Raw genomic sequence first — 25245 nt, 5'->3', positions numbered from 1 at the left:
AAGCGTGGGGTTTTTGCTTTTCTGCTATCCAAAAAATAGAAACCACTAGCAGCTATGGTGAGCAGTATCGTGGCTGTATAGCGCAGACTGCTGACAAATTCCGCTGACTCTATCCGCCGGTTTTTCCTGCCACTAGTGCTTTGTTAATTGCATCAACCCGCTATAAATACGTCAATTTTTGCGTTTTAACCACTGACAAAATCAAGCTAACTGTTTTACTGGGCACCGATATTGTCACCACCGCAGTGAAACATTTTCAGGTTGTGGCAGAACGCTCGACTTTTCATCTAAAACCCGCTATCTTCAGGCATCTAGAAGTCTAAACGTATAAACGGATATATTGAGGATATAGGCATGCCAATTCGGGTTCCTGATGAATTACCGGCTGTGAGTTTCTTACGCAATGAGAATGTTTTTGTCATGACCTCATCACGTGCGAAAACTCAGGAAATTCGTCCCCTGAAGGTGTTGGTTTTGAATCTGATGCCTAAAAAAATTGAGACGGAAAATCAATTCCTGCGTTTACTCTCTAACTCACCTTTACAGATCGATATTCAATTGCTGCGGGTTGATAGCCGCGAATCAAAAAATACCCCTGCCGAGCACCTGAACAACTTCTATTGTGACTTTGAGGATATCCAGGATCAAAACTTCGATGGGCTGATCGTTACTGGTGCGCCACTGGGGTTGGTCGATTTCTGCGATGTCGCCTACTGGCCGCAGATCGAACGTATTATTGCCTGGGCAAAAGATCATGTTACCTCAACCCTATTTGTATGCTGGGCGGTACAGGCGGCGTTAAATATCTTGTACGGCATTCCTAAGATGACCCGTGAGGTCAAACTCTCCGGTATTTATCAGCACCAAACTCGGGAACCTCTGGCGCTATTAACACGCGGCTTTGACGAGACCTTCCTCGCCCCCCATTCCCGTTATGCTGATTTCCCGCTTGAGGTGCTTCAGCAATATAGTGATCTGGACATATTAGTCTCATCGGAAGAGGCGGGTGCATATCTGTTTGCCAGCAAAGATAAGCGGGTGGCTTTTGTGACCGGGCATCCTGAATATGATGTTGATACGCTGGCAGGAGAGTATCAGCGTGACGTGGCCGCAGGTCTTAACCCGCAAGTTCCACTGAATTATTTCCCTCACGACGATGCGACTTTGCCACCAAAAGCTTCATGGCGTAGTCATGGGCATCTGCTGTTTGCGAATTGGCTGAACTACTACGTTTACCAAATCACCCCGTTTGATTTGCGTCGTATGAACCCGACCCTCGATTAGTTTCTCCCCGCCCTCAAATGAAAATAATAGCGGCTGAATCGAAGCCGCCTGTCTGTTTCCCCTCCTGATTAGTGCCACTCATCCCTTTGTTAACTGGTCTGATCTCTTTGATAAACAATAAGTTATCTCACCAAAATTAGGTTAATGGAAGCGACTTCCTATCCATTCACCTTACACTTATATGTTAACGATATGATAAATAAAGATTAAAAAAATATTTTAAGTAAAAATGGAAATCGTTTTTGATTTTAATAATTAATTGATTATTCTTAGTGCTGTCGGGGTGAAAAATGACCATGAAATTCAGCCTTCAATATTACAGTCGAAGCGTATTTCCCGATAAGAGTCCAAGAGTGACGCTGTGTTAGCGTTGATGTGAACATCGTGAGATGGGTAAGGGGAAGGGTAATGACACAACAGATAGTCGGCACGGAGTTAGTTTTCACCCAGCATTTTAGCAGTGCTGAGCGGCAGGTTTTGCCTGATGAAGCTATCGAATTTTTGGCTGAATTAGTGGCTAAGTTTGCGCAGCCGCGTAGCAAACTCCTTGCTGCGCGGGCCTCCTGGCAACAAGCGATTGACCAGGGCGCGTTGCCTGATTTTATTTCGGAAACCAATTCCATTCGTGATGGTGACTGGAAAGTTCAAGGCATACCTGCGGACTTACGTGATCGTCGCGTTGAAATCACCGGGCCGGTTGAGCGCAAAATGGTGATTAATGCCCTCAATGCAAATGTGAAAGTCTTTATGGCCGATTTTGAAGATTCGCTGGCACCCAGCTGGGATAAGGTCATTGAAGGTCAGATTAATTTGCACGATGCGGTCAAAGGCACCATCTCGTATGCGAATGAGTCCGGCAAGATTTATCAGTTAAAACCCAATCCAGCGGTGTTAATTGCCCGGGTTCGTGGCCTGCATTTACCAGAAAAACATGTTAAGTGGCAGGGGGAAGATATCCCCGGTGGCTTATTTGATTTCGCGTTGTATTTCTACCATAATTATAAGTTATTGCTCGCTAATGGCAGCGGCCCCTATTTCTATCTACCAAAGATGCAGTCCTATCAGGAAGCGGCTTGGTGGAGTGATGTTTTCAGCTTTACCGAACAGCGTTTCGATCTACCACAGGGCACCATTAAGGCCACGGTCTTAATCGAAACCTTGCCAGCGGTATTCCAGATGGATGAGATCCTCTACCACCTGCGCCACCACATTGTTGCCCTGAATTGTGGCCGTTGGGACTATATCTTCAGCTATATCAAAACGCTGAAAAATCACAGTGATCGTGTGCTGCCCGATCGTCAGTCGGTCACCATGACTAAACCTTTCCTGAGCGCCTACTCTCGCTTACTGATTAAGACCTGCCATAAGCGTGGTGCGCTGGCGATGGGGGGGATGGCGGCCTTTATCCCGAATAAAGATCCAGAAAAAAATGCGCTGGTATTGGATAAAGTTCGCGCGGACAAAGAGCTGGAAGCGAGCAACGGCCATGATGGAACATGGGTCGCACACCCAGGTCTGGCCGATACCGTGATGGAGGTCTTTAACAAAGTTCTGGGTGATCGGCCAAATCAATTAGAGGTGAGCCGCGCGCAAGACCAGCCGATCACTGCCGCTGAATTGCTGGAGCCTTGCACTGGCGATCGCACCGAAGAGGGGATGCGGGCCAATATCCGCGTCGCGGTGCAATACATCGAAGCATGGATATCAGGCAATGGCTGTGTACCGATTTATGGCCTGATGGAAGATGCCGCCACGGCTGAGATCTCCCGAACTTCTATCTGGCAATGGATTCATCACCAGAAAAGCCTGAGCAATGGTCAGACGGTGACGAAAGCGCTGTTCCGCAGCATGTTGAGTGAAGAAATGCAGGTAGTGAAGCTTGAACTTGGCGCAGAACGTTTTGATGGTGGGCGGTTTGAAGAAGCCGCTCGTCTGATGGAGCGAATTACAACACAAGATGAGCTTATCGACTTCCTGACACTACCGGGCTACGCATTACTTGCCTGATACCCTTCGTTCTTGAAGCTGCAGCGGTGTTAGCTGCGTTCACTTACCCGAATCACTGACTAGTGTCAGCTCATCGGGATGCGCTCGCTTGCTGCCTACCTGCAACTCCAATAACTTTGGGTATAACGCCCTATTTAACCCTACAAAATTAAGTAATAAGGAATATCGCCATGACAACCTCTCGTACTCAACAAATTCAGCAGTTGGAACAGGAATGGAAATCACCGCGCTGGAAGGGGATCACCCGCCCCTATAGCGCTGAAGAAGTGATCAAACTGCGCGGCTCAGTTAACCCGGAATGCACACTGGCGCAGCATGGCGCGAAAAAATTGTGGGCGTTGCTACACGGCGAATCACGTAAAGGTTACATCAACTGTCTGGGGGCGCTAACGGGCGGTCAGGCATTACAACAGGCAAAAGCCGGTGTCGAGGCGATTTATCTGTCGGGCTGGCAGGTTGCTGCCGATGCCAATACTGCGTCCAGCATGTATCCGGACCAGTCGCTGTATCCGGTCGACTCGGTGCCAGCGGTGGTGAAACGCATTAATAACAGTTTCCGTCGCGCGGATCAGATTCAGTGGTCGAATAATATTGAGCCGGGCAACAAAGGCTATACCGACTATTTCCTGCCGATTGTGGCAGATGCTGAAGCGGGTTTTGGCGGCGTATTGAATGCGTTTGAATTGATGAAAGCGATGATTGAAGCCGGTGCGGCTGGCGTTCACTTTGAGGATCAATTGGCGGCGGTGAAGAAATGCGGCCATATGGGCGGCAAAGTCTTGGTGCCCACACAGGAGGCGATTCAGAAGCTGGTTGCTGCCCGCTTAGCCGCCGACGTGCTCGGCGTGCCAACGCTGCTGATTGCGCGCACTGATGCTGATGCGGCGGATTTGCTGACCTCCGATTGCGACCCTTATGACAGCGAATTTATTACCGGCGACCGCACTGCTGAAGGTTTCTTCCGCACTCATGCGGGTATCGAGCAAGCCATCAGCCGTGGTCTGGCCTATGCCCCTTATGCCGATTTGGTGTGGTGTGAAACCTCGACGCCGGACTTGGCGCTGGCGAAACGTTTTGCCGATGCGGTTCACGCTAAATTCCCTGGTAAATTATTGGCTTATAACTGCTCGCCATCATTTAACTGGAAGAAGAACCTGACCGACCAACAAATCGCCAGCTTCCAGGAGGATCTCTCCGCGATGGGCTATAAATATCAATTTATTACGTTGGCGGGTATCCACAGCATGTGGTTCAACATGTTCGACCTGGCCCACGCCTACGCGCAAGGTGAGGGCATGAAGCACTATGTGGAGAAAGTGCAGCAGCCGGAATTTGCCTCCGTTGAACGCGGCTACACCTTTGCCTCCCATCAGCAAGAAGTGGGTACTGGCTACTTTGATAAAGTCACCAATATCATTCAGGGCGGAGAGTCCTCAGTCACAGCACTGACTGGCTCGACGGAAGAGCAGCAGTTCTAAGCAACTGATTGATGAGTTTATGTTTTATCAGGAGCCTGCTTATGCAGGCTCTGTTCCGTATGGCAGGGGGTGAGCATGGCGGTAAAATTAGAACAATTAATCGCTCAGACAATTTTGCAGGGATTCGATGCACAATATGGCCGTTTTCTTGAGGTGACCGCCAGCGCCCAGCACCGTTTTGAGCAAGCAGATTGGCATGCGGTACAGCAGGCGATGAAAAAACGTATTCATCTCTATGACCACCACGTGGGATTAGTGGTTGAACAGCTCAAGCACATCACCGACCAACGCCATTTTGATGCCGCCTTTCTGGCGCGGGTCAAAGAGATCTATACCGAGCTGTTACCGGATTACCCGCGCTTTGAAATCGCGGAAAGTTTTTTTAATTCAGTTTACTGCCGCTTATTCAAACACCGCGATTTAACGCCGGATAAGCTGTTTGTTTTCAGCTCACAACCGGAGCGGCGCTTTCGTGAGATCCCACGCCCTTTAGCCCGCGACTTTGCTCCCAAGGGGGATTTGAGCGGCATGTTACAGATGGTGCTCAATGACTTGCCGCTGCGGTTACCGTGGGAGAACTTGCCACGAGATATCGACTATATTGCGGCGGCCCTGCGGCAGAACTTTACTGATAAGCAACTTGTCGATGCCCAGTTTCAAATCGCCAATGAGCTATTTTATCGCAACAAAGCCGCGTGGTTAGTGGGCAAACTGCGACTACCGGAGGGGATCTTCCCATTCCTGCTGCCTATTCATCACAATGAATCAGGCGCGCTATTTATCGATACCTGTCTGACCAGCAAGGCCGAGGCCAGCATCGTGTTTGGCTTTGCTCGCTCTTACTTTATGGTTTACGCGCCACTGCCTGCGGCCATGGTCGAATGGCTACGGGAGATCTTACCGGGTAAATCGACGGCTGAGCTGTATATGGCGATTGGCTGCCAGAAACATGGTAAAACCGAAAGCTATCGTGAATATCTCACTTTCGTCCATCAATCTAGTGAGCAGTTTATTATTGCGCCGGGGGTCAAAGGCATGGTGATGCTGGTCTTCACTTTACCCTCATTTGATCGGGTGTTTAAGGTGATCAAAGATCAGTTTGCCCCGCAAAAAGAGGTCACTCAGGCGCGGGTTTTAGAGTGCTACCAACTGGTTAAAGAGCACGATCGTGTCGGGCGCATGGCTGACACCCAAGAGTATGAAAATTTTGTGATCGATAAGCACCGCATTAGCCCTGAACTGTTAGCTGAGCTACAGCGGGAAGTGCCGGAGAAATTGGAAGATTTAGGCGATCAAATCATCATTAAGCACCTGTATATGGAGCGGCGAATGACGCCACTGAATATCTATATGGAGCAGGCGAATGATCAGCAGTTGAAGGATGCTATCGAAGAGTATGGTAATGCCATCAAACAGCTGGCTGCGGCCAATATCTTCCCCGGCGACATGCTATTTAAGAACTTCGGCGTGACCCGCCATGGGCGCGTGGTGTTCTACGATTATGATGAAATTTGCTATATGACCGAGGTGAATTTCCGCGACATCCCCCCTCCGCGTTATCCAGAAGATGAGATGGCGAGTGAGCCGTGGTACAGCGTGTCACCCAATGATGTGTTCCCCGAAGAGTTCCGCCACTTCTTATGTACCGACTTGAAAATAAGACACTTTTTTGAGGAGGTACACAGTGACCTGTTCCACGCCAGTTATTGGCGTGGGTTGCAGGCGCGAATTCGGGATGGGTATGTGGAGGATGTTTTTGCTTATCGACGCAAGCAGCGCTTCTCCCAGCGGGTGATCTCTTGACGGCTACTGCGCGCAGGGCGCACCCAAACTCCTTTCGCTCGCTACGCCTTGATTGGGGGTAAAAATCGCTGCTGAGAGTAACGCGATCCAGAGCGGTGAGGGCGGGTAGAAGAGTAAAGCGTCCGCGCCAGGGCGGCGCGGCTCGAGCCTACAGGGAAGTATTTACGGCGTCTTTACGATCTGCCTGTTCTCACCGATCGACAGGATTTAACTTTATTTTTCATTATCCTAACCGCGACTCCCGCCGCCGTAGGATTGGGTTATCTCTTTCGCGGCGTGGATGACCAGTGCGCCAAGTTCGGTGACGCGATCGTCGGTGATGCGCGATACCGGGCCGGAGATGGAGATCGCGGCGAAGGCTTCGTGGTGTTCATCGAACAGGCAGGCGGCGATACAACGCAGGCCGAGGGCATGTTCTTCATCATCAAACGAATACCCTTGCTTGCGGATCAGCGCCAAATTCTCCTTCAAACTGGCCGGATTGGTGCGGGTATGCTGAGTGTAGGCGTGCAACCCTTTTTTATGTAACAGCTGCACCAGTTGATCGTCGCTCAGGGTGGAGAGAAAGGCTTTACCCGCTCCGGAGGCATGCATGGGCAGCTTACCGCCAATAGGTGCGGACATTCGCATCAGCGCGGTGCACTGCACCTGATCGATAATAATTGCCTGATAATCACTGTGATCCAGCACCGCCAGATTCACCGTCTCGCCGGATTCATCCATCAAACGGCGCAGCATCGGGTGAACCATTGCCAACAAATTACGGCTCTGCAAAAAACTACTGCCGACAATAAAAGCATGGGAACCCATGGTCCAAAGCCCTAAATCCCCCACCTGACGGACAAAACCCTGCTGTTGCATGGTCGTCAGCAATCGATGAGTGGTTGAGTTCGGTAAACCCGCTTGCTGTGCCAAATCCGTCAGTGCCACACTTCCTTGCGCTTCGGAAATATATTCCAATAATTTAAGCCCGCGTGTCAGTGACTGAACCTGACCGGTTGCTGCGGGAGCTGTTTGTGCGGCTGCCTTGGGTTTCTTGCCCCGCTTAATTGGAATCGGTAACGCCATAAATCAGCCTCATCTTCATTTTTATGGAATTCATTTTCGTTTTTCAATTATGCATGAAAACCCCCAAAAACGCTCATCCGATGAGTCAGGTTTTCTACCTGAAAAAGTCTCAACTGTGAGTGGACTCATAACGTGAGTAACTTGTGCTAGGATGTCAAACGGGTATGTCGAATGGATTATTTTTACAACAGGGTAAAGAGGCGGCAGTGGTGGATATAGTCACAAAGAATAAGGTTAAGGAGTTACATCAGCAACTGGCACAACGGATTTTGGTGCTGGACGGCGGTATGGGCACCATGATCCAGAGCTATCGGCTGGAAGAGGCGGATTACCGTGGCGCGCGTTTTGCCGATTGGCCCAGTGATCTGAAAGGTAACAATGACTTACTGGTGCTTTCCAAACCGGAAGTTATTACCGCCATCCACAATGCCTACTTGGAAGCGGGCGCTGATATTCTCGAAACCAATACATTTAACTCCACCACTATTGCGATGGCGGATTATCAGATGGAGTCGCTGTCGGCGGAGATCAACTATGAAGCCGCCCGTCTGGCCCGCATCTGCGCCGATGAATGGACGGCCCGCACACCGGACAAACCACGCTATGTGGCCGGGGTGCTTGGCCCGACCAACCGCACCGCGTCTATCTCCCCTAAAGTGAATGATCCGGCATTTCGTAACGTCAGTTTTGATCAACTGGTCGAAGCCTATCGGGAGTCAACCTGCGCGCTGATTGAGGGGGGGCCGATCTGATTATGATTGAAACCGTTTTCGATACCCTGAATGCCAAAGCCGCCACCTTTGCCGTTGAAACTGAATTTGAAGCAATGGGCGTGCTGCTGCCGGTGATGATTTCGGGCACCATTACTGATGCCTCGGGCCGCACCCTATCAGGCCAAACTACCGAAGCGTTTTACAACTCCCTGCGCCACGTTAAGCCGCTCTCCTTTGGCCTGAACTGCGCTTTGGGGCCAGATGAGTTGCGTCAATATGTCGCGGAGTTATCGCGCATCTCTGAATATTATGTCAGTGCGCACCCGAACGCCGGCTTGCCGAATGCCTTTGGTGAATATGATCTCGACGCCAAAGAGATGGCGGAGCAGATTGGCGAGTGGGCGCGTGCCGGATTCCTGAATATTGTCGGCGGTTGCTGCGGGACAACACCACGGCACATTGCGGCGATGGCTAAAGCGGTGGCTGGCGTGCCGCCGCGCCAACTGCCGGATATCCCGGTCGCCTGCCGCTTGGCGGGGCTGGAGCCGCTGACCATTGATGCCAATACACTGTTTGTTAACGTCGGCGAGCGCACCAACGTAACAGGCTCTGCCCGCTTCAAGCGGCTGATAAAAGAAGAGAAATATGATGAAGCGCTGGAAGTCGCCCTCCAGCAAGTTGAAAGCGGCGCACAGATTATCGATATCAATATGGATGAGGGCATGTTGGACGCAGAGGCGGCCATGGTGCGCTTCCTCAACCTGATCGCTGGCGAGCCAGATATCGCGCGAGTACCGATCATGATTGACTCCTCGAAGTGGGAGGTGATTGAGAAAGGGCTGAAGTGCATTCAGGGCAAAGGTATCGTCAACTCCATCTCAATGAAAGAGGGAGAGGAAGCCTTTATTCATCATGCCAAGCTGGTTCGCCGTTATGGTGCCGCCATGGTGGTGATGGCGTTTGATGAAGCGGGGCAGGCGGATACCCGCGCCCGTAAAATTGAGATTTGCCGCCGCGCCTATAAAATATTGACGGAAACCGTGGGTTTCCCGCCGGAAGATATTATTTTCGACCCGAATATTTTCGCCGTGGCGACCGGGATTGAAGAGCATAACAACTATGCTGTTGATTTTATTGAAGCCTGCGCCGATATCAAAGCTGAACTACCCCACGCCATGATCTCTGGCGGTGTCTCCAATGTCTCCTTCTCCTTCCGTGGCAATGATCCGGTTCGTGAAGCGATTCACGCGGTGTTCCTGTATTACGCCATTCGTAACGGCATGGATATGGGGATCGTCAATGCCGGTCAGTTGGCGATTTATGATGATTTGTCCGACGAGCTGCGGGATGCCGTCGAGGACGTGATCCTCAACCGCCGCAGTGACAGCACCGAGCGCCTGCTGGATCTGGCAGAGAAATACCGCAGCAGTAAAAGTGGTGAAGTGGCGATTCAGCAAGCGGAATGGCGTGGCTGGCCAGTGACGAAGCGCCTCGAGTACTCACTGGTGAAAGGGATCACCGAGTTTATTGAGCTGGATACCGAAGAGGCCCGCCAGCAGGCGGATCGGCCCATTGAGGTGATTGAAGGGCCATTGATGGCGGGGATGAATGTGGTCGGTGACCTGTTTGGCGAGGGGAAAATGTTCCTGCCGCAGGTGGTGAAATCAGCCCGGGTGATGAAACAGGCGGTGGCCTATCTCGAACCTTATATTGAGGCCAGCAAACAGAAAGGGACCACGGCGGGCAAGATCCTGCTGGCGACAGTGAAAGGCGATGTCCATGACATTGGTAAAAACATCGTTGGCGTGGTGTTGCAGTGCAATAATTACCAAATTATCGATTTAGGCGTGATGGTGCCGACTGAAAAAATTCTGCGCACGGCGCGGGAAGAGCAGGTCGATATCATCGGCTTATCCGGGCTGATTACCCCGTCGCTGGATGAGATGGTTAACGTGGCGAAAGAGATGGAGCGCCAGGGCTTTACACTGCCGCTGCTGATTGGCGGCGCGACCACCTCCAAAGCCCATACTGCGGTGAAAATCGAGCAGAACTACAGTGGCTCGACCACCTATGTTTCTAATGCTTCGCGCAGTGTTGGCGTGGTCTCCGCGTTATTATCTGATACTCAACGTGATGATTTTGTGGCGAAAACCCGCAAAGAGTATGAAACCGTCCGTATCCAACATGCCCGTAAAAAACCGCGTACTCCCCCCGTCAGTTTACCCACTGCGCGGGCGAACCACACGGTCATCGATTGGGAAAACTACCAGCCACCCGTCGCGCACAAATTAGGTGTGCAGGTGGTGGAAGCCAGCATTGAAACTTTGCGTAATTATATCGACTGGACGCCATTCTTTATGACCTGGTCGCTGGCGGGCAAGTATCCACGGATTTTGGAAGATGAAGTGGTGGGCGAAGAGGCTAAGCGCGTCTTTGCTGATGCCAATGAGCTGCTGGATAAGCTGTCGGCGGAGGATCTGCTGCACCCGAAAGGGGTGGTGGGCCTGTTCCCGGCCAACAGTGTCGGTGATGATATTGAGATTTACCGTGATGAGCGGCGCGACGAAGTGCTGGTGGTCAGCCATCATCTGCGCCAGCAAACTGAGAAAACAGACTTCCCGAACTACTGTCTGGCCGATTATGTTGCCCCTAAATCCAGTGGTAAAGCGGATTACTTCGGTGCTTTTGCCGTCACTGGCGGGCTGGAGGAGGATGCACTGGCTGACGCCTATGATGCTCAACATGATGACTACAACAAAATCATGATTAAGGCGCTGTCAGATCGTCTGGCGGAAGCTTTTGCAGAATACCTACATGAGCGGGTGCGCAAAGTGTATTGGGGCTTCTCACCCAATGAAAATCTGAGCAACGAAGAGCTGGTGCGCGAGAACTATCAGGGCATCCGCCCTGCACCGGGTTATCCGGCTTGCCCAGAGCACACGGAAAAAGGCCAAATCTGGCAGTTGCTGGATGTGGAAACTCACACCGGTATGAAACTGACCGAGTCTTTCGCCATGTGGCCGGGGGCATCGGTATCGGGCTGGTACTTTAGCCATCCAGAGAGTAAATATTTTGCCGTGGCGCAGATTCAGCGGGATCAGGTGGAGGACTATGCCGCCCGTAAAGGGATGCCAGTGGCCGAGGTTGAGCGCTGGTTAGCGCCAAATCTGGGTTATGACGCGGATTAACACCTAACTTGCTAATGAGACAAAATAAAAAGGAGATAACCAGTAATGGCTACCTCCTTTTTTAATCCGCGTTTAGCGGGTTTGGCTGGTGAATGTTAGCCTCGAGTTACCCCCGCTACTGCATTTTTCTGTTCAGAACTACCGTGAGCGTCGATCAACGGTATTTGACCGTTTTTAATGTCGCTATAACTATTTTTCATAATATCGCCGACGGAGGAGGAGGCATTCACTCTGGCCCCACCTTTAGTGTGTTTACCATTAACATCTTGTAGCTCAAGGCCATTGGTTTTCAACGCAACATCGCGATCTTGGTTGGATATTTTCCCGCCAGTCAGTTGTGTTTTGCCTTTGACGTCCAGATTAACGCTCTGCTTACCGTTAATGGCTGATTGCGTCTCAACGGCGCTGTTCTCAACTACGCTGACATCAATTAGAGCACCCCCTTTGCCCCCTTTGACTTGATCTTCCTGAACGTTGCTTTTGACTTTATTACCGACGGATTTTGCACCTTTTTGCCACCATTTATCTTTGGTTTCCTCTTCATCCGTTGATTCGTCTAACGCCACTTTTTTCCCATCTTTGGTATAGCTGACGAGTTTGACGTTGTCCTCTTCATTTGTGGTGGATTTGCTGGATAATTGGTCATATTTAGTTTCGGCTTTGTCGAATAATTTGGTGGATTTTTCGTCTAATTTTTTTTTGATTTTATCAGAGCCAATTGGGCTGGCATTGGCTAACTGCTTAATCATACTGTCACTTTTTTCGTTACTGTGGCCAGCATTTAGTGCGACATTGACATTGGTTTTGTTCAGCTCATTTTTGCGACTTTGAATTTTTAGGTCGCCGCCAATCGTGCCATTAATATTGTTGGCGGCGATGATAGCGCCGGCCAGCATGGCATCTTTCGCACTGTTCATGACAATGTCATTGCTGTTGATCTGCGTATTTTGTTGGGTGACGGAATTCAGTTTATCAACGCCAACATTTAATTTAGCGCCGATATCATGCGTCTTCGCACGGCTTTCTTGATCAACGATACCTTTGTCATCCTTTTTAACGGAGGTATTCTGACCAGCATTTGCGGCGATGTTAACGTTCCAGTTATTTTTGTGCTCTTTATCTTGCGCTGACTCCAGGACGATGCCGCCATTATTGGCTGTCAGAACCGTATGCTGGCTGGTAATATTGGCATTCTGCATATGAATAGCCTCCTTATCATTACTACCCGCTTTTACCGTCAACGTCCCGTTGCTATTGATAACGCTTCCCTGATGACTGAGGGCCGATTCATCGGTGCTAGCGACCTTGATCTCTAGGCCACCACCCATTCCTTTGCTATTTTTATCTTTACCGGTACTTTTACTGATTTTTGCATTGGCCCCAGCTGACCAGGTCATATCTTGTTTGGACGATTGTGATTGTGCGGCTTGCATATCCACTTTCCCGCCAGCCGTGAGCAGAACATCACCGGTGGCCTTTTCTTTGCTGCCAAACGATGTGCCCGTGAGTGTCAAATCCTTCCCGGCATTCAGTTCCACCCCTTGCTGGCCTTGGATATTGCTGACTTGGGCAATAGAGGTACTGCTTTCACCTTTACTTTGCCCGCCGGCTAATTTCGCCGCCAATTCTTTACTTTTAGCGTTAGTACTGAAATCCACTGACACGTTGGCATCAACATTATTATGGTTTTCGCTGGTCAGGTTAGTCGCTTGATTAACGTGAATATTCCCCCCGCATTGATCGTCGTTTTTCCGCTACCCGCGTTGATATTGGTGCCTTGATAAATCGCATCTTCTTTCACATTGATAGTGACGCCATTAGCCGCATTCATGCTGCCTACCTGCGCTATTTCACCTTTGACGTGTTGTTCTTTAGAGCCACCACTCCCCTTGCCAGCAATGGAGATGTCACTGCCTGTATTGGTAGAGATCCGCAGATCTGCTTTGCCAAAGGTCTCTTTAATCTGTTGCTCAACACGATTAACTGCGGCCTCTGAAGTATGGCTGGCTGCATCCAGATTTATCGCGCCTTTTTCGGCGTTATAATGGGTCCCCTGATCTTTTATTGCACCGGTGGTATTAATATCGATATCACCCGCCTTGACTGTGGTTACAACGGATCGTGTGCTATCCAGGCTAGTGTCTTTCACACCCACGCTAGCTGATAAATCAACCCCGGCATTAGGTGTATTAATGTCTTGTAATCCTTCATAGGTTTCCATAGCATCGGCAACATTCGGGTCTTGAACTGCATTGATAGCCTTTTCAATCGGCCGGGTCATTTCGCTGTAATTAACATTGGCTTCGAAACCCACTTCGACCTTGGTGCCCGACGTGGTAGTTTTTTCGCTGTTAGTGGCTGCCAGATTATTGACGGTGGTGGCGTTGGCTTGATAACCGCCATCCACGACATGTGATGTTCCCTGATTAGTTAGGTCGTTGGTCGCATTAATCACCAGATTGCCCGCGATGTTTGAACCAGAAACTACTGCGGTGGATTTATCACTCTGTGTGGTAGAGTTTTCATAGTTGAAATTCGCACCACTGCCGGCTTTATCCATGCCGCCAGTATAGTGAGCCTCTAGCCCGATGCTCTCACTCTTTTTCTCGCTGCTGGTGGTATCTTGTGCCGCGAGGAATTCCACATTTTCGCCCTTAATATGGGCATCACCTGTGGTGGTCAATGTAGACCCAGTGAAGGAGACATCTTTGCCTGCATCCAGGTTGACCGTACCGCCTTCAAGGGTCGCGCCTTGATTTTTAATATGGGTGGTCTTCTCACTTTCACTGCTGTGGCCTAATTTGATTCCAGCATTATATTGATCTTTGCCATTATCACTGGTAAAACCTTCGATAGTCAGCTTGGTCTTTTGCTCATCAATTTTCTGCTGTTCTACTGCGGCCTTAACATTAATGTCGCCCAGTGTTTCAATACCCAATTCACCGGCACTTTTTATCATGCTGCCAATAACGTCGACATTATCTTTACTGATAACTTTAAGATTTGCGTCTGAAACCAATTCACTGCCGATGACTTTTTCATTACTGTTATTCGCTTTATGAGAGCTGCCGGTAATATTAAAGGCCACCCCAGTACGCTCATCAATTTTTGTGGTGGTAACACTCACTGCGTTATCAATTCTTATGCCACCATTTGCTGCTTGAACATAACCATCATCGACTCCTTTTACTTTACTGCCAGTAATAGAGACGCCATTGTTGCCAATAACCAGCATTTTACCATCGGCTGTTATTTCTGAGCGGTGGCTAGTTTCTGCAATATTATTGTTATTATTGTGGTCGTTACCACCTAATCCCATACTTCTTTCATGCTTACCATCTGTTGTTTTCTGATTTATGGTCTTTTTCACATCAATATTGACTTCATTAGCATTAATGAATAAATCGCCGTCAGTTAAGGCCTTAACGCCACTCACCGTGATTTTATCCTCTGCCGTTAGTCCCAAATTTCCGCCCGCCTTAAGCGTGGTTTGATTTAGTGTTTGGGTGGTGGTTTTGTTATCCCAAGTGATATCTTTGATCGTATGGGCATAATCATGGCCTTTGTCATGGGTCGAATTATCCATAACTGTACTTTCTAGGTGTAAATCTTTCTTAGCGTTGACCGATAGGTTTTTACCTGCATTTATCGCTGTACCTGACAGTTTTATATCGCCATCAGTTGATATTAGAGAAATATTGTTTTCCCCAGTAATAGCCGTGCCAAGATTAATTTGCTGTGTGTCTGTTTTATTTTGGGATTTATTCCATTTGCCAATTCCTAAAAATCCGTTTTTACCGTCACTGGAATAACTGGATTGGGTATCAGTGAGTGTTTCCGTATCCAGCTGGATACTCCCTCCCTGAAGCGAGATATCTCTACCCTTAATCTCTGTTGCAGTAAGGTGCGCTTTCTTATTGGCAACGATCCTAATATTTTTGCCTGCCAGCTTAGTTTGTTTCAGGCTCTGAGTGGTGTTATTGCCATTTTTACTTTCTTGAATCTTGCCGATGGCACGGATATTATTGGCTTTAAGGTCAATATTCTCACCTTGCAAATTAGCCGCCTGTAAATCAAGATTACCCGCAATTGAAGTCGTAATCGCTTGCGTTGCACTTAAATTACCATTGACTTTTACGCCACTGCCTTCACTGGTACTGATTAAATTAATTCGCCCAGCTTGCATCCCTCCTAAATAAGTACTATCGAGTTTGGTTGCGTTTTTATTAATGGTCTGTATCAGCTTGCCATCCGCAGAGACTTGGTTATGGCCAGATAGGGCATTAATTTCACCGGCGGTAATATTGGCGTCGCTATAAATCACTGGCGCGATTAAATCTAATATGCCGCTAGTGGTGACTGAATTCGTCATCTCCAAACGGTTAGTACCACTATTGGCAGTATTAAAACTTTGCAGTACACCTTGTTCCACCAGTGGATTACCAACAACCAATGAACTTCGGTTGGTATTAATAAAACCACAGCTACTACAAGTAATACCATTAGGGTTAGCTAATACATAATCTGCCGCCATACCAAATACTTCCTGCTTACCCATTAACAATGATGGGTTGCGACCAACAACTTCGTTAAGAATAATATTGGCGGCCTGACCATTGAGATTTTGGTTGGCGGATAACTGGCCAGCAAGTTGTGAAAGCCCCCCTGTTGTTGAGTTGTTAAATACTGCGCCATAATTATTAACATTAAACTCCTGGTATTGGTTATGTGATAATCCTGATGCTGACGGAGGAACGATATTAATAATATCTATCTCCATCTGCTTATTGATATCCGGTCGATGGGCACTATCGCCGGCACCGACGATACCGGCTGCATAACAGGTGGCGATTGAAACTGAAATAATACCGATAGCTGCCGCCAATTTACCTGCGGGAGAGAGTTTGAACTTATTGCCTTTCACTTTATATCTCCAGTTATGTTTACATTTTGGTGTTGGTAAAAATGCTGAAAATTGGCGACGGATTAATTAAAAGGAATAGGAAAAACGTGCCATAATTTGTGTTGGATCTTTTATCGGTGAGGTGGCAGATAATAATCGGCCACGATTGACCTCAATATCCAATTTAAGATCGCGATAATTGATACTGGCACCTGCACTAAGCCCCATTGCGCTGGCCCAATTTTGTTGTTGTTGTTGTTGTTGCTGAATGCGGCCAACATCAAGGCCTAGGCGCGGTGTTAGGGTGATATCACCCAGTGCAATGTTGTGCGATAGCGTATTTTGTAAGTACCAGCCATTATCCGCTGATAAGGTATTACGACTAAAACCACGAATAGCACTGCTATCGGTAATACTTATCCATTCGATACCCGGTAGGCGATCGTGGGAGTATTGGCCGTAGAACTGATTACTAAATAGATAAAAATCATCAAATAGTTTGAAATATTGATTGGAGGTCACGGCGAGTTTAGCTTTGGAAAATTGGCTATCCTGATAACGGGCTGACAAATTCTGGTCAGCACCCAGCAATGATAATCCCTGCTCAATGCTAAAATTAATATTGAATATGCCTGTGGGTAAAATGTGCAGATGATTAACACCTAATTCAAATACTGTGAGTGTTGGGCTACTGACAGCGATTCTTTGGTCATTAAGGTAGTTTTCAGCCTGCTTATAGGTCAGTTGGGCGCTCAGGCCATTAATTTGACCTTGATCGCGATAGAAAACATAATCAGTGCGTAATCCATGTTGCTGAGTTTTACCTTGCAGTTCGATGGTATTAAACTGCATTTGCACTGGGTAAAGGTATTCGGAGTAACTGCCAAAACCACTGAAAGTTAATGCGCCGTAGGGAACGGAATAAAATAGCGAGTAGGCACGGCTATAATTTTTTTGCGGGTTATCGGTGGTGTCTGTGATATTTAAGCTAATGGAATCTGATAGCCCAAGCGGATTATCAAATGAGAGCGTATTGCGGCTTAGCCACTTTCCGGTATATTCATTGCCGTAATTATCGAGTGATGTCGTCAGGTGCCAGGGTTGTGAACGGGTATTCCTGAGTTTGAGAATTGATCCTCCCGGTAGGGTGCCCGGTAAGATATCTACAGTTATTTTGTTTGAAGGTAAGCGGTTAGCTTGATCTAGCCCTTGGTCAAGCTGGGTAATATTCAGTGGCTTACCGATCATGTTCGGGAAAATAGTTTCACCACTTAACTCTGGATCATCACTTTCAAATTTTTCAATAAAGCCCTCGGTGACATTCAAGCCCAGTTCACCATCAGTATCGGTTGGTATAAACTGGATACGTGTCGTGATATAGCCTTTCGTCAGATAAATATGAGTGAGTTCGCGGGCCAACATATTGACATTTTCACTGCCAATACATTTTTCAGGTATGGCACTTAACTGAGTTAAATCATCGGGCGTTAATAAGGTAATACCCTGAATATAAACACCGTTGATGGGTAAGCATTGTTCGGTGTTTTCCAGTTCTGGTGCATTGCTCTCAACATCTGGTATTAATTCTATTTGTTTAAGTTGTGTTCTACGGCGCTCTTCTATTAGGTGATTAATTTCATTACTGCTGTTTTGTAAGCTCTGACGTGACTCATCAATGGGGAAGGGGATGTCTATCCCTGGCATCGTATTAGCTTGAGCGCCCGTGCTCAATAATAGCCACAGTGTAGTACGTTTTTTGATCATAATGTCCGGTGGGGGAGATGTACTGACCAGACAAATTAATGAGCAGGCCCTTCTTCTCCATCCTTGAGTCAAATTTACGGGCAGCACAATTACCGTCCCTAAGAAGTAAGAACGACAGGTAAATAGCGGGATTAAGGGATATTCAGAAATGATAGCAAGATAATTATATTTTAATATTAATCTGACATTGAATGGCTGGATTCAGATTTAATTAAAGTATATTCAGGTTAATGCTGGATGTTGTTTGGTTTTTTTTTGTGGAAGGAAATAGCATGGGGGAGAAAATACGCCACCACTGCACTGATAATAGCCACAATACAGACCATCGATATAAAGCGAGCATCTTTAATTGTCAGTGTCAGATATGAAAAACCGGACGAAATTGCCCGGTTTGTTACGCAGTCTAACTGTTATTCAAATCTCATATTTTTCAAACAGCGTTTTACTCAAACAAATTGTGATGCAGGGTTTGCACCACTTTTTCGGCATCACTGCCCGGGATCAGGAAGCAGAGGTTATGGCTGCTGGCACCATAGCAAATCATGCGAATATTGAATGGGTCGAGCACGCCAAACACCTCTTTGCCCACACCGCAGGACTGTGACAGCTGGTTGCCGATAATCGCCACTAGCGCCAGGCCCTCCTCCACTTCTACCCGGCACAGGGAGGATAGCTCGGTCAGCAGCGAGGTGGTCAGCAGGCTACCTGCCGTTGATGTCGAGCCGGTGGTATCCAGTGTCAGTGCCACACTCACTTCTGAGGTGGTGATCAAATCCACCGAGATATTGTGGCGCGCCAGAATGTTAAACACCTCGGCCAGAAAACCGCGGGCATGGAGCATGTTCAGGCTATGCAGGGTCACCAAAGTCTGATTGCGGCGCAGCGCCAGGGCGCGGAACAGGGGCGGGTTTTCGGTTTCGTTACACACCAAGGTGCCGCCAGCGGCGGGATCTTTGCTTGAGCCGACAAACACCGGAATGTCGCTGCGCACCGCCGGTAATAGGGTGGCAGGGTGCAATACTTTGGCGCCAAAGGTTGCCATTTCAGCCGCCTCTTCAAAGGCAATTTTGTCGATGCGTTTTGCCGATGGCACCACCCGTGGATCAGTGGTGTAAATTCCTGGCACGTCGGTCCAGATATCAATGCGGCTGACGTTAAGTGCTTCGCCCAGCAGTGCGGCGGTATAGTCACTACCGCCACGGCCAAGGGTGGTGGTTCGGCCTTTGCTTTCACTGCCGATAAACCCTTGGGTCACCACAATGGCGTGCTGGATGCGCGGGGCCAACTGGGTTTGGGCCAGTTCCGCTAATACCGTGGTGTCCGGTTCTGCGCGACCAAAACGGTCATTGGTTCGCATGATTTTACGCACATCAAACCACTCTACCGCCACTTGGCGCTGGCGCAGCAGCTCGACAAACAGCAGGGTCGACATCAACTCGCCGTGGCTGACCAGCTCATCCGTCAGTGCCGCCGAGGTCGCCAAACTGGCCGCTTCTGACAGCATAGCGATGTTTTCCAACATGCGGTCAATCTCTTCGCGGATCACCAGCGGATCGGCGAGTTTCGCGAGAATAGCGTCTTGAATTCGGCGAATTTCATCCAAATGGTGCTCGCGTTGTTCTGGCTCGCAGCCATCGGCAAGGGCGACCAACAGATTGGTAATTCCGGCAGAGGCCGACAAGATCACCAAACGAACGTCCGGGTTCGATAAAACCACATCCGCGCTGCGGCTCATGGCATCAAAATCAGCCACACTGGTGCCGCCAAATTTGGCGACTACGGTCGCAGAAGGGGGGCGGTTAGTCTGTTGTTGCATAGCGGAAATCATCTAAAAAACCTCGTGTCAGGGGTGTCTGCTTGGGGGCATCTGTATTTTCTCTGTACAAGGGAATAACGGGTTATCGGCTTTCTGTCAACGATATGCCTATAAGGTATTTTCATCTTTAATAATTAGCCCCGTCATATCACTAAATTAACTGGATACTGGCTGAGATGTGGGCGGCTGCTAAGATTGAAACTCTTAACACGAATTGGCGTAGCAAGAAAACAGGGATCAGATCAAGTGTTGTTTCGAGAGATAACACCTATCGCAAGAAAAGAGATCTCAATCACACCCGAACAGGATACAATTAGGCCATTCGTTTCATTATCCTTAAGCCTAGAAGAGCGCCGCTATGAAAAATATTAATCCTAGTCAAACCGCTGCCTGGAAAGCGTTACAGCAACACTTTGAACAGATGAAGGACGTCACAATCCGCAGCCTGTTTGCCAAGGACGACCAGCGTTTCAGCAAGTTTTCAGCCACTTTTGATGATCAAATGCTGGTGGATTTCTCTAAGAACCGCATAACCGACGAAACCATGGAAAAGCTGCAAGCTCTGGCGCAAGAAACTGATTTAGCTGGCGCGATTAAGTCCATGTTCTCCGGTGAGAAAATCAACCGCACGGAAGACCGCGCCGTGTTGCATGTTGCACTGCGTAATCGCAGCAACACGCCAATTGTGGTGGATGGCAAAGATGTGATGCCAGAAGTGAATGCAGTGCTGGCCAAGATGAAGCAGTTCTGTGATCGCGTGATAGGCGGCGACTGGAAAGGCTATACCGGCAAAGCGATTACCGATGTGGTGAATATCGGCATCGGTGGCTCAGATCTTGGCCCTTATATGGTGACCGAAGCGCTGCGCCCCTACAAAAATCATCTGAATATGCATTTCGTTTCTAACGTCGATGGCACCCACATTGCCGAAACGTTGCAACCGCTGAACCCAGAAACCACGCTGTTCCTGGTGGCATCGAAAACCTTCACCACCCAAGAAACCATGACTAATGCCCACAGCGCGCGCGACTGGTTCTTGTCTACCGCCAGTGATGTGAAGCATGTTGCGAAACACTTTGCGGCACTATCCACCAATGCGAAAGCGGTCGGTGAGTTTGGCATTGATACCAACAATATGTTTGAGTTCTGGGACTGGGTCGGTGGCCGTTACTCCCTGTGGTCAGCCATCGGCTTGTCTATCGCGCTGTCAGTGGGCTTTGAACACTTTGAGGAGTTGCTCTCTGGCGCACATGCCATGGATAAGCACTTTGCCGAAACCCCAGCCGAGAAGAACCTGCCTATTCTGCTGGCGCTGATTGGTATCTGGTACAACAACTTCTTTGGCGCAGAAACCGAAGCTATCCTGCCTTACGACCAATATATGCACCGTTTCCCCGCTTATTTCCAGCAGGGCAATATGGAGTCCAACGGTAAGTATGTGGATCGTAACGGTAATCCGGTTGATTACCAAACTGGCCCAATTATCTGGGGCGAACCTGGCACCAATGGTCAACATGCGTTCTATCAGTTGATCCATCAGGGTACTAAATTGGTTCCTTGCGACTTTATCGCTCCGGCTATCAGTCATAACCCGCTGAGTGATCATCACGCCAAGTTGCTGTCTAACTTCTTCGCGCAGACGGAAGCTCTGGCGTTTGGTAAATCACTGGCTGAGGTTGAAGCTGAATTTGCTGCTGCCGGTAAAACCCCGGAACAAGTGGCACATGTTGCGCCGTTCAAAGTATTTGAAGGTAACCGCCCGACTAACTCCATCCTGCTGCGCGAAATCACGCCATTCAGTCTGGGGGCGTTGATTGCGCTGTATGAGCATAAGATCTTCACCCAAGGGATTATCCTGAACATTTATAGCTTCGACCAATGGGGTGTCGAGCTGGGTAAACAGCTGGCTAACCGCATTTTGCCAGAGTTGGCGGATGATAACGATGTGACCAGCCATGACAGTTCAACCAATGCGTTGATTAACTGTTTCAAGAGCTGGCGTTAAGCTTACAGGCTTAAGCTCCTTGATCCGCGCTTATTAGCCTCTTACTCGTAAGGGGCTTTTTTTCGGCTCGGGTAATTTTACCGACTTTAACTAGGGGTATTTATGGCCAAAAATTCGCGTTCGCAGTGGATAGCCAAAAATCTACAACGGTTGTTGAATGTGGGATTGATTGTTTTGGCCGCTATTTTGGTGGTTTTCCTGATTAAGGAGACCTTCCATCTTGGTAAGGTGCTGTTTATAAATAATCAGGATGCGTCCTCTTACATGTTGATTGAGGGGATTGTGATTTACTTCCTCTATTTCGAGTTTATCGCCTTGATTGTGAAGTATTTTGAGTCGGGTTATCACTTCCCACTGCGCTATTTTATCTATATCGGCATCACCGCCATTATCCGACTGATTATTGTCGATCATGAAAATCCGATTGATACCCTGATCTACTCCGCATCTATTTTATTGCTGGTGGTGACTCTATATTTAGCAAATACCGAAAGATTGAAAAGAGAGTAGTTTTTTAATCATAAAAATGGCGGCCATTAAGGCCGCCCTAAAGACACAGTACCAGAGGGAAAGAACAACAAATCGAGCAGCGGCATAAATTCAGATAACAGATGATGCATAGAGGGGGGAATATTCCGTTCTGGCCCTAATGGTGTAGGCCAGCGGAGCGCCGATAGGAACAGTCTCCCCGTTATCACCATAATTTAGCCTTTCACCCCACCGGCTGTTAGCCCACCCACCAGCCAGCGCTGCGCTAGCAGGAAGACGGCGGTGATCGGAATGGCGGAGAGCACGGCGGCGGCGGCAAAGTCGCCCCACAGGTAGTTTTGTGGGTTCAGATATTGCTGCATCCCCACCGCCAGGGTGTAACTGTTCACATCACGCAATAGTAATGAGGCAACCGGCACTTCGGTGATGGCGGCAATAAACGACAGAATAAACACCACGGCTAAAATGGGTACTGACAGCGGTAAAAGTACCAGTCGGAAGGCTTGCCATGGGGTGGCACCGTCCAGGGCGGCGGCCTCTTCCAGTGAGTTATCAATGGTTTCGAAGTAGCCTTTGATGGTCCAGACGTGCAGCGCAATCCCGCCCATATAAGCAAAAATTACCCCGCCATGGGTGTTCAACCCGACAAACGGCAGATATTGCCCGATACGGTCAAACAGGGCATACAGCGCCACCAATGAGAGCACCGCTGGGAACATTTGGAAGATCAGCATGCCTTTGAGCAGGGTGCTTTTGCCCCGAAAACGCATACGCGCAAAAGCATAAGCGCAGGTGGTGGAGAGTGTCACAATGCCGATTGCGGTGATCACCGCAATCTTGATTGAGTTCCATAACCACAACATGACTGGGAACGGCGGTGGGGTCACACTGCCGTCGGCATGGGTCACACTCATGCCCAGTGCCAGCTTCCAGTGTTCCCACGAAATTTGATCGGGGATCAGGCTGCCAGTGGCAAAGTTACCGGGCCGCAGCGAAATGGTGATAACCATCAGTAGCGGGAACATAATCAGCGCGATAAAGCAGAGCATCAGAAAATGAGTGCCCCATAGACGCAAACGTTGGGATTTAGGTTGAACCATGGCCATCTGCATCTCCTCCTTAGTCAAAATTCATTTTGCTGGCTTTCAAATTCAGTATCGCTAATGCGCCTACCAGAATGAAAATCAGGGTTGCAATGGCGGCTGCCAAACCAAAGTCCTGCCCACCGCCACCTTCGAAGGCGATGCGGTAGGTGTAGCTGACCAGCAAGTCGGTATACCCCGCAGGGGTGGTGGTGCCAATCATATCCGGGCCACCATTGGTCAACAGCTGAATCAGCACGAAGTTATTAAAGTTAAAGGCGAAACTGGCAATCATCAGCGGCATCAGTGGTTTAATCAGTAGCGGGAAAGTGATGCGGAAGAAGTTCTGGAATGGCCCTGCGCCATCCATTGCCGATGCTTCATAGAGATCATCAGGGATCGCCTTCAGTAGCCCCATGCACAGAATCATCATATAGGGATAGCCTAGCCAGGTATTGACGATCAGAATCATGCTTTTCGCGGTGATGGGGTCACTGAACCAGGCCGGTTTGATGCCAAATAAGTGACTTAGCATCAAGTTGATTTCACCGAAGCTTTGGTTAAATAACCCTTTGAAAATCAATATCGAGATAAACGCAGGCACCGCGTAGGGCAGGATCAGTAGCACCCGATAGACGGCTTTGCCTTTCAGGGCGTCCCATTGCACGACGCAGGCCAGCACCATTCCCACCGCGACAGTCAGCACCACAGTTAACAGCGAGAAAATAATGGTCCAGATAAAGATGGAGATAAAGGGCTTCTGGATGCCCTCATCGTGCAGCACCCGCAGGAAGTTTTTCCAGCCAATGGTGACGGTAAAACCGGGGCTGAGTTTCTCATTTTCCCACTGCCCATCAGCGCCAACGGCCTGATAGAAACCGACATCGGTATTGGGTCGATAGATAACGCCAGTCTGCTTATTGATAAGCTCTTTGCCATCCGCGCCCAGGGTGTAGAGTGGGCTGGTTTCGGCGAATTGGCGCAGTGAACTCATGCGCAGTTCGCCACCGTCCGGCAGGATAGCCACTAATCCACTCAGCGCCTGACGATTCTGGGTAATGATCCGCAGGGAGGCGCGTTCGCCACTCTGTTCAGCACTGGCCGGGGTCACTTTGACGCTATGTTCGCCGAGAGTATCTAAGGTGAATGGTTCGGAAATCAGGACGGTATTGTCATCGGGATTGGTCAGTTGCAAGCGCCATTGGTTACCGCTTGGATAGAGGCCAAAAGTGAAGGTTTTACCGGTTTGGAACTGCCGGTCCATCAAGACCGATTGGGCGCGCTCGAAGGTTAATTGGTTGGTGCTGCTATAGTTGGTAAAAGCGATGGCGATGGTGCAAATCAGTGGGAACAGGACAAACAGCCCCATCCCTGCCACGCCAGGATAGACATAGCGCCAGGCATAAGCGCGGCGATTAGCGAAAACATACAGCCCCAGACTCACTAGAATCAGCGTCACGATGGCAAAAAGATATTCACCTTGAGCATACATCAACAGGATCAAATAGCAGGTGAAGAGACTTAATACGCTGATAATCAGCCATTTAAGGGCATCACTTTGCCACCAGGCAACTCTCTTTTTACGGCTTTGGGATAACAGCATAATGGTCCCTTTTGTGACTATTTGGTGATTCTATTGAGTAAC

At 49.0% G+C, this 25245-nt stretch carries 11 protein-coding genes and 2 pseudogenes; 7 read left to right on the top strand and 6 right to left on the bottom strand.

What is annotated here, in order from left to right; translation table 11 throughout:
- Nucleotides 1-354: 354 nt before the first annotated feature.
- The 4 genes from metA to aceK all read left to right on the top strand — a co-directional run bounded on the left by metA (nt 355) and on the right by aceK (nt 6572).
- On the top strand, nt 355-1284 hold the full coding sequence (gene metA, locus HRK25_RS04595; protein ID WP_005271201.1) for a homoserine O-acetyltransferase MetA: 930 nt from the start codon (nt 355-357) through the stop codon (nt 1282-1284).
- A 408-nt stretch (nt 1285-1692) separates the two neighbouring features.
- Nucleotides 1693-3291: a malate synthase A gene (gene aceB, locus HRK25_RS04590; RefSeq protein ID WP_005271203.1), complete on the top strand. Its 1599-nt coding sequence runs from the start codon at nt 1693-1695 to the stop codon at nt 3289-3291.
- Nucleotides 3292-3461: 170 nt separating this feature from the next.
- On the top strand, nt 3462-4769 hold the full coding sequence (gene aceA / locus HRK25_RS04585) for an isocitrate lyase (RefSeq protein ID WP_005271204.1): 1308 nt from the start codon (nt 3462-3464) through the stop codon (nt 4767-4769).
- A gap of 75 nt (nt 4770-4844) precedes the next feature.
- Nucleotides 4845-6572, top strand: a complete 1728-nt coding sequence (gene aceK, locus HRK25_RS04580) for a bifunctional isocitrate dehydrogenase kinase/phosphatase (protein ID WP_032896580.1) — start codon at nt 4845-4847, stop codon at nt 6570-6572.
- A 228-nt stretch (nt 6573-6800) separates the two neighbouring features.
- Here aceK and iclR read toward each other — a convergent pair whose 3' ends face one another.
- Nucleotides 6801-7640 (bottom strand): glyoxylate bypass operon transcriptional repressor IclR, encoded by an 840-nt coding sequence (gene iclR, locus HRK25_RS04575; RefSeq protein ID WP_005271210.1) that lies wholly within the window; start codon nt 7638-7640, stop codon nt 6801-6803.
- A gap of 206 nt (nt 7641-7846) precedes the next feature.
- On the opposite strand from iclR, the pseudogene metH reads away from it, so the two are divergent.
- Nucleotides 7847-11541 (top strand): annotated as a pseudogene (metH, locus tag HRK25_RS04570) (methionine synthase).
- 95 nt (nt 11542-11636) lie between these two features.
- Here metH and HRK25_RS04565 read toward each other — a convergent pair.
- The 3 genes and pseudogenes from HRK25_RS04565 to lysC form a co-directional block, all read right to left on the bottom strand.
- Nucleotides 11637-16465: pseudogene (locus HRK25_RS04565) on the bottom strand (hemagglutinin repeat-containing protein).
- Nucleotides 16466-16531: 66 nt separating this feature from the next.
- On the bottom strand, nt 16532-18208 hold the full coding sequence (locus tag HRK25_RS04560; RefSeq protein ID WP_005271225.1) for a ShlB/FhaC/HecB family hemolysin secretion/activation protein: 1677 nt from the start codon (nt 18206-18208) through the stop codon (nt 16532-16534).
- 442 nt (nt 18209-18650) lie between these two features.
- Entirely contained in the window at nt 18651-20036 is a 1386-nt protein-coding gene (gene lysC, locus HRK25_RS04555; protein WP_032896582.1) for a lysine-sensitive aspartokinase 3, read from the bottom strand.
- Between the two features lie 346 nt (nt 20037-20382).
- Here lysC and pgi point away from each other — a divergent pair, with 346 nt between their 5' ends.
- Nucleotides 20383-22029 (top strand): glucose-6-phosphate isomerase, encoded by a 1647-nt coding sequence (gene pgi / locus HRK25_RS04550; protein ID WP_005271227.1) that lies wholly within the window; start codon nt 20383-20385, stop codon nt 22027-22029.
- Nucleotides 22030-22131: 102 nt separating this feature from the next.
- Nucleotides 22132-22539: a phosphate-starvation-inducible protein PsiE gene (psiE, locus tag HRK25_RS04545; protein ID WP_005271228.1), complete on the top strand. Its 408-nt coding sequence runs from the start codon at nt 22132-22134 to the stop codon at nt 22537-22539.
- 194 nt (nt 22540-22733) lie between these two features.
- Here psiE and malG read toward each other — a convergent pair whose 3' ends face one another.
- Together malG and malF are read right to left on the bottom strand one after the other, a co-directional pair.
- Nucleotides 22734-23624 carry a maltose ABC transporter permease MalG gene (gene malG, locus HRK25_RS04540; protein ID WP_032896651.1) on the bottom strand — a complete coding sequence of 297 codons (891 nt, stop codon included), beginning with the start codon at nt 23622-23624 and terminating at the stop codon, nt 22734-22736.
- A 13-nt stretch (nt 23625-23637) separates the two neighbouring features.
- Nucleotides 23638-25203 carry a maltose ABC transporter permease MalF gene (gene malF, locus HRK25_RS04535; RefSeq protein WP_005271230.1) on the bottom strand — a complete coding sequence of 522 codons (1566 nt, stop codon included), beginning with the start codon at nt 25201-25203 and terminating at the stop codon, nt 23638-23640.
- Nucleotides 25204-25245: the final 42 nt, after the last annotated feature.

Source organism: Yersinia bercovieri ATCC 43970 (assembly GCF_013282745.1).
GTDB lineage: Bacteria > Pseudomonadota > Gammaproteobacteria > Enterobacterales > Enterobacteriaceae > Yersinia > Yersinia bercovieri.
This window is presented reverse-complemented; position numbering and strand designations above follow the sequence as displayed.

Bases quoted from the DNA above. Each gene is read 5' to 3' on its own strand.
- aceK (WP_032896580.1), top strand. From the start codon at position 4,845: ATGGCGGTAAAATTAGAACAATTAATCGCTCAGACAATTTTGCAGGGA.
- pgi (WP_005271227.1), top strand. From the start codon at position 20,383: ATGAAAAATATTAATCCTAGTCAAACCGCTGCCTGGAAAGCGTTACAG.
- aceB (WP_005271203.1), top strand. From the start codon at position 1,693: ATGACACAACAGATAGTCGGCACGGAGTTAGTTTTCACCCAGCATTTT.
- metA (WP_005271201.1), top strand. From the start codon at position 355: ATGCCAATTCGGGTTCCTGATGAATTACCGGCTGTGAGTTTCTTACGC.
- lysC (WP_032896582.1), bottom strand. From the start codon at position 20,036: ATGATTTCCGCTATGCAACAACAGACTAACCGCCCCCCTTCTGCGACC.
- HRK25_RS04560 (WP_005271225.1), bottom strand. From the start codon at position 18,208: ATGATCAAAAAACGTACTACACTGTGGCTATTATTGAGCACGGGCGCT.
- psiE (WP_005271228.1), top strand. From the start codon at position 22,132: ATGGCCAAAAATTCGCGTTCGCAGTGGATAGCCAAAAATCTACAACGG.
- malG (WP_032896651.1), bottom strand. From the start codon at position 23,624: ATGGCCATGGTTCAACCTAAATCCCAACGTTTGCGTCTATGGGGCACT.
- malF (WP_005271230.1), bottom strand. From the start codon at position 25,203: ATGCTGTTATCCCAAAGCCGTAAAAAGAGAGTTGCCTGGTGGCAAAGT.
- aceA (WP_005271204.1), top strand. From the start codon at position 3,462: ATGACAACCTCTCGTACTCAACAAATTCAGCAGTTGGAACAGGAATGG.
- iclR (WP_005271210.1), bottom strand. From the start codon at position 7,640: ATGGCGTTACCGATTCCAATTAAGCGGGGCAAGAAACCCAAGGCAGCC.